This window comes from Bartonella queenslandensis AUST/NH15 (assembly GCF_000312585.1).
GTDB lineage: Bacteria > Pseudomonadota > Alphaproteobacteria > Rhizobiales > Rhizobiaceae > Bartonella > Bartonella queenslandensis_A.
The window spans coordinates 43,442-49,814 of sequence record NZ_HE997975.1; the positions used below are offsets into that span (position 1 = coordinate 43,442).

The window sequence follows — 6,373 nt, forward strand, 5'->3', positions numbered from 1 at the left end:
TCATAGTCAAAACAAGCTTTATCTATATGGTATCGTATTTGATTATGAATTGAAGAAACAGAAGCCGTTCCATCAATGATGATAAATTATTCGTCTATTTCTGATAACTAGTTGATATACTTGATAAGCTTTTTCAATAAATAAGAGTTTTTCTTCATATTTTAAGGCTAAACTATCCCTTTTTTGTAATCGCTCGATAATAGCAGCAAGCAGCAAATGAAGATAAAATGTGATACAAAGTCTTGAAATAGATTGATTTAACTTAATCACACTTTCAATGGAAAGCCCCCGAGCGTAAAGATAAGCAAGACTAGAATAAACATACCGATCACTGATTAATAAATTTTGCGATGAAGTTAAAGAAGGTTCGATAATTTCAAGTGTATGTTTTCGTCTATCTGTTGTGGCTTAGAGTGCTAAAAGCAGTGGATCAATTTATTTTCCACTCTCTCAATAATCTCTAACCTCTTCATTATTGCTATACCAATGACTGGGTTGAAAAGCTTGTATTATATGTCTTTCTTGTGCCAAATAGCGAAAAATCTCTTGTGTTTGAGTGGTCTTCCCACTCCTATCAAATCCGCATAGAGCAACAAAAGAACCAGAATATTGTTTCAAAGATCACATGGAATTATAAATATCTTTATGAAGATACATTTTTTTTCCATCTATATAATTTACGTCATTTCACATCTTAAATCCTCTTACTTAGAAAGAAGGCATTTTATTTCTTGATATCAGAGACATGATATCAAAAGCACTCTCTTCTTTAGCGTGAGAGGTTGAGATTTTTATAAACTATTTACTACTAGGATAATATTTTTAATTTTTAGCCGACTAAAAGGCAAATTCTGCAAGCTCTATGATATTGTTTCTGAATTCCCATTTTCATAACATATACATAGTGCATTCTTCTTCTCTTAAAAAACACCTATTGTAAAACAATTCTCCTTTCCCTTTATCTTATAACTAAACGATTTATAATAAGTATTTTTTATATTGTCTCTTAAATAGTTTTTATTCCTACGCCAATCGTGTTTGTGATGCGCAAGCAAACAGTTTTTTGCTTCATTATAAGGAAATCTTCAATGAAAAAATCTCACCGTATAAATTATGCTTATAAAGAAAATCATTCATACATATTAAAACTTTATGTTCTTGAAATTGAGAGTTTAAAAATACTTAACTCTTATCCAGTCCATAAACAGCATGTAATGTTCTAACTGCAAGTTCAGTGTAAGCACTATCAATCAAAACAGAAATCTTAATCTCGGAAGTCGTGATTGCTTGAATATTAATACCCTTTTCAGCCAAAGCCTTAAAAGCTGTAGCTGCAACGCCTGCATGACTACGCATCCCAATACCAATCACAGATATTTTGGCAAGATCGCTTTCAAACTGGAGAACATCAAATCCAATTTCTTTGCGATTTTTCTCAAGAAGCGCAACGGCTTTTTCTACATCTGCTGATGGTACAGTAAAAGTCATATCCGTTTTTGAGCCATCTTCAGAAATATTTTGCACAATCATATCAACATTAATGCACTCTTCAGCCAAAGGACCAAAAATTGCTGCCGAAATCCCTGGACGATCAGCAAGTCGACGCAGCGAAATTTGTGCTTCATCCTTAGCAAAAGCAATACCAGTAACATTTTGTTGTTCCACAATTTCATCCTCATCGCAAATAAGTGTTCCAGAAGAGTTCATTGGATCACCCATGCCTAATGCATCGGGATCCTCAAAACTTGAACGTACAAAGGTACGAACCTTATGAACCATTGCCAATTCAACAGAACGGACCTGTAGAACTTTTGCCCCAAGAGAAGCCATCTCTAGCATTTCTTCAAAAGCTACTTTTGGTAAACAGCGCGCTTTTGGTTCTATACGTGGATCCGTTGTATAAACACCATCCACATCCGTATAAATATCACAGCGATCAGCTTGCACAGCTGCTGCTATAGCAACAGCACTTGTATCTGATCCCCCACGCCCTAAAGTAGAAATCCGATTATCCGGAGCTAACCCCTGAAAACCAGCAATAACGGCAACCTGACCTTCCTGAAAACATTTTATTAAAAAAGACCCATCAATATCCGTAATGCGCGCACGACCATGCGCATTGTCTGTATGAATAGGGATCTGCCAGCCAAGCCATGAACGTGCATTGATCCCCATTGTTTGAAGTGTCAAAGCCAACAAACCTGAAGTAACCTGTTCACCAGAAGCAACCACAACATCATATTCACGAGCATCTCTATGGATGGGCGAAGCATCACACGTCCACTGAACAAGCTCATTGGTTTTACCCGCCATCGCAGAGACAACAACAGCAACCTCATTGCCTGCCTCAACCTCTCTTTTGACATGCCGTGCAACATTATGAATACATTCAATGTTTGCTACAGACGTTCCACCAAATTTCATGACAATGCGCGCCATTAATAACACTCTTACCTTTACATCTCTTATCTCAAGCGATAATGAGAATAAGATGCTCTATCAACTAACTATTTTCTCGACATAGCGAATATCTATCATTTGTGCAAGTTTCATTAATGATTATATTAATTTCTCTTAACTTTGTATAAAATCTCCTAGACTTGATCATTTAAAATAAAAGGAAGGCAATATGATAGATGAAACACGAACAACTGTTGATCAAAGTGAAATTGATCACTTTTCACGTATCGCTACAGAATGGTGGAATCCTCAAGGGAAATTTCGACCTCTTCACCAATTTAATCCAACACGTCTTGCTTACATTAGAGAAAAAATCTGCTTAGAATTTAATCGTGACCCTGTTTCACTGAAGCCCTTTGACAATTTGAAAATTCTTGATATTGGCTGTGGGGGAGGCTTGTTATGTGAACCAATGGCACGTCTTGGCGCTATAGTTGTGGGGGTTGATGCTGCACAAACAAATATTGAAGTTGCAAAAATCCATGCTGCCCAAAGTAACCTTTCAATTGATTATCGCGCGACGACAGCAGAAGCACTTGCCAATGAAGGGGAAAAATTTGATATCATTCTTAATATGGAAGTTGTTGAACATGTCGCTGACGTTAATCTCTTCATAAAAGCGACAGCAAAAATGCTGAAACCACGAGGGTTGATGTTTGTTGCAACAATCAACCGCACGTGGAAAGCATGGGGGCTTGCTATTGTAGGCGCCGAATATATCCTTCGTTGGTTACCAAAAGGAACCCATGATTATAAAAAATTCTTAAAACCTCGAGAACTTAAAAATTTCTTATCAAAAAACGCTCTAACTGTCATTGATGAGATAGGTATTACTTATAATCCATTAAAAGACAGCTGGAATCACTCAAAAGACATGGATGTTAACTATCTCCTTCTCGCAAAACGGTCTTAAGGGGATATCATTTACAACAATTATAGATCTTGCAATAAAGAATTGAGTTTTCCCTCAGCTTCTAAAGCATAAAGATCGTCACAACCACCGACGTGATAATCACCTATAAAAATTTGTGGAAATGTATTCCGTCCATTCGCACGTTGTACCATTTCTTGACGAAGGGATGTGGAAGCGTCAATATCTGTATATTGTACACCCTTTTTGTCCAGCAAATCACGTGCTTTTGTACAATAAGGACAACCTGGGCGTGTGTAAATGATTATCTTTTTCATAAGTATTATCCTCCAAGTATTTTTTTTAATAATATCCACTTTAAGTTCCCCTTAAGAAGAAGGAAAAATAGAATCTTCTTTAAGGACACGCGAAAATGTTAGCACATCAACTTGTCGTGCACCTGCATATTTTAATGCAGATGCTGCTGCCGTAACTGTTGCACCTGTTGTAAATACATCATCAATCAGTAAAACAGAACATCCTTTGAGATATTTTTTAACCTTATGCGAAACCTTAAAAGCATTTTTTACGTTAAGTTTTCTCTCTCTCGAAGAAAGACTAACCTGCGGACGCGTATGCCGACAACGAACAAGCCAACCCGGTTTTAAAAGCTTTTTTTGTGATGCTGCAATATAACGCGCAAGCTCAGCAGATTGATTATAACGCCTCTCCCAAAAACGACGAAAATGCAATGGAATGGGAATAATAACATCACACTCATCAATAACTTCACGTCCAGCAAACATCATCCAATTGGCCATAAAAGATGCCAATTCTATATGATCACCGTATTTTAAGCGAGTTACCAAAGTGCGTGCAAGTCCTTTATGCACAATGGCTGAACGAACACGTGAAAAAGGGTAAGAACTACGCAGTGCTTCACCACTGAGAAAACCATCCCCCATATCACAAACAAAAGGCGTCCCCATAACAGGACAATAAGGTTTTGTGATAAATTGAAGATCTTTCCAACACTCAGAGCAAATCGTGCCATAAGTAGAAACATTTTGCTTACATCCAGGACACATTGGTGGATAAAGCATTGTTTTAAAGCGTTCAACGAATTGACTGAGTATATCCCCGCTATTTAAAGCCGCTTCTCGAAAATAAAACATTATAAATTTAGGCTGTTACAAATTCCCCGTTTCCCCGTAGAACAAAAGTTCCTTTGTATGTCCTCAATTTATAAATTTAATTTCTTTAAAAACTCTTAACCTCCTATAATCTTATTTTCTTTCACATTATAAACTTGACAGAGCTTGCACAAACATGAACCTTTTCAAAATATATTCTTTCATAGAGCGAAAGTATTCTCCAATATGTCTCATCCTTTAATTTTTGATCATAACCGTATTGAACAATTCCGCAAACGCGCTTTCCAAAAAGCAAAAAAAGGGTATGACTTTTTACTCTCTCTCATGGCAGAGGATCTCTATAAACGTCTGAGTACTGTTGATCGCCTCTTTACATTAGCTCTCGATTTACACAGCCATACTGATCTTGCCACGAAAGCTCTCATGAAATCTGGAAAGGTTTGTTCTATAGAACGTATTGAAACCGATATACTTTATCAAAGCCATGATCAAAAATTTCATTTACGTCATCGAGAATTTCTTGATTTGCCTCCAAATTACTGCGATCTTGTTGTTTCACTTCTTTCGTTACAATTGACGAATGATACCCCTGGTGTTCTAAGCCAGATAAAAAACACCCTTAAACCAGATGGCTTATTTCTGGCTGTTATGGCGGGAGCTGGTACACTCAAAGAATTACGTGAATGTCTCCTACAAGCTGAAATTGAAATTTATGGTGGAGCAAGTCCTAGGATCTACCCTTTTGCCGACATTCGTGATGCAGGCGCTCTTTTACAACGTATTGGCTTTGCTCTACCTGTAGCAGATGTTGAAGAGATTACAATACGCTATAATACAATGTTTGACCTTATGCACGATCTTAAAGCAATGGGAATGCAAAATGCCCTCATTAAGCGCTCACGACGCCCTGTCTCCAAACGATTTTTTTTCCGTGCTGCTGAAATCTATGCACAAAAATTTAGCGACCCTGATGGACGTATTCGTGCACATTTTTCTTTCATCTGGCTCTCTGGCTGGGCGCCTCACCCCAATCAACAAAAACCTCTACAACCTGGTTCTGCACAAATATCTTTGACAGATGTTTTCCCCCCCAAAAAACATAACCCAAAATCATTTTTTTAAAATACTTTTATCCGTTGTCCGTAACATTTGACTGGTGATCGTTCCAGCTATCATTGAATCACTCACGTTTAGAGCGGTACGCCCCATATCAATCAGTGGCTCAATAGAGATAAATACAGCAACCAAAGTAACGGGAAGCCCCATAATTGGTAACACAATCAATGCAGCAAAAATAGCCCCTCCCCCCACACCCGCAACACCAATAGAACTCAACGTTACAATCCCAACAAGCGTAGCAATCCAAGTAGGATCAAGAGGATTAATCCCTACAGATGGTGCAATCATGGTTGCAAGCATCGCTGGATAAAGACCAGCACACCCATTTTGTCCAATTGTAGCCCCAAAAGAAGCTGCAAAACTCGCAATGGATTGCGGTACACCTATCCACTGTGTTTGCGCTTCAATATTCAAAGGAATACTTGCAGCACTTGAACGGCTGCTAAAAGCAAATGTTAAAACTGGTAAAACTTTTTTGAAAAAATGAAAAGGATTAACCCCAGAAATGCCCAGCAATACACCATGAATTCCAAAAATTAAAATAATGCCAACATAAGAGGCAATGATAAAAACGAGTAAATTTAAAATATCTGCAATATGCGAAGTTGCTCCTACTTTCGTCATAAGAGCAAAAATACCATAAGGCGTCAAAGCAATCACAAGACGAACTAACCGCATAATCCAAGCTTGTGCCACTTGAATAAATAAAAGCGCTTTTTCTCCTTTTTCTGGCTCATCTTTCTTTAAAAGAAGAACCGATGTCCCTAAAAATGATGCAAAAATAACAACA

General features: G+C 37.6%; 7 protein-coding genes. 2 read left to right on the forward strand and 5 right to left on the reverse strand.

Translation table 11 applies throughout. From position 1 onward, the window contains the following. Positions 1–72: 72 nt before the first annotated feature. Both BN338_RS10955 and BN338_RS00460 read right to left on the reverse strand, forming a co-directional pair. Positions 73–375, reverse strand: coding sequence for a nucleoside/nucleotide kinase family protein (locus BN338_RS10955; protein ID WP_341872019.1), 303 nt, complete (start codon positions 373–375; stop codon positions 73–75). 807 nt (positions 376–1,182) lie between these two features. Then, positions 1,183–2,439: an aspartate kinase gene (locus BN338_RS00460; RefSeq protein WP_039758024.1), complete on the reverse strand. Its 1,257-nt coding sequence runs from the start codon at positions 2,437–2,439 to the stop codon at positions 1,183–1,185. A gap of 190 nt (positions 2,440–2,629) precedes the next feature. Here BN338_RS00460 and ubiG point away from each other — a divergent pair, with 190 nt between their 5' ends. Then, a complete protein-coding gene (gene ubiG / locus BN338_RS00465) occupies positions 2,630–3,373 on the forward strand; it encodes a bifunctional 2-polyprenyl-6-hydroxyphenol methylase/3-demethylubiquinol 3-O-methyltransferase UbiG (protein ID WP_039758026.1) in 744 nt (247 codons plus the stop codon). 20 nt (positions 3,374–3,393) lie between these two features. Here ubiG and grxC read toward each other — a convergent pair whose 3' ends face one another. Further along, positions 3,394–3,648 (reverse strand): glutaredoxin 3, encoded by a 255-nt coding sequence (grxC, locus tag BN338_RS00470; protein ID WP_039758060.1) that lies wholly within the window; start codon positions 3,646–3,648, stop codon positions 3,394–3,396. A 51-nt stretch (positions 3,649–3,699) separates the two neighbouring features. Further along, positions 3,700–4,485, reverse strand: coding sequence for a ComF family protein (locus BN338_RS00475; RefSeq protein WP_039758029.1), 786 nt, complete (start codon positions 4,483–4,485; stop codon positions 3,700–3,702). Between the two features lie 204 nt (positions 4,486–4,689). Here BN338_RS00475 and BN338_RS00480 point away from each other — a divergent pair, with 204 nt between their 5' ends. Then, entirely contained in the window at positions 4,690–5,586 is an 897-nt protein-coding gene (locus tag BN338_RS00480; RefSeq protein ID WP_039758031.1) for a methyltransferase domain-containing protein, read from the forward strand. Here BN338_RS00480 and BN338_RS00485 read toward each other — a convergent pair. Then, the coding region (locus BN338_RS00485; RefSeq protein ID WP_039758033.1) for a cation:dicarboxylate symporter family transporter at positions 5,575–6,373 on the reverse strand (799 nt) is incomplete at its 5' end. The two genes, BN338_RS00480 and BN338_RS00485, sit on opposite strands and share 12 nt — an antisense overlap.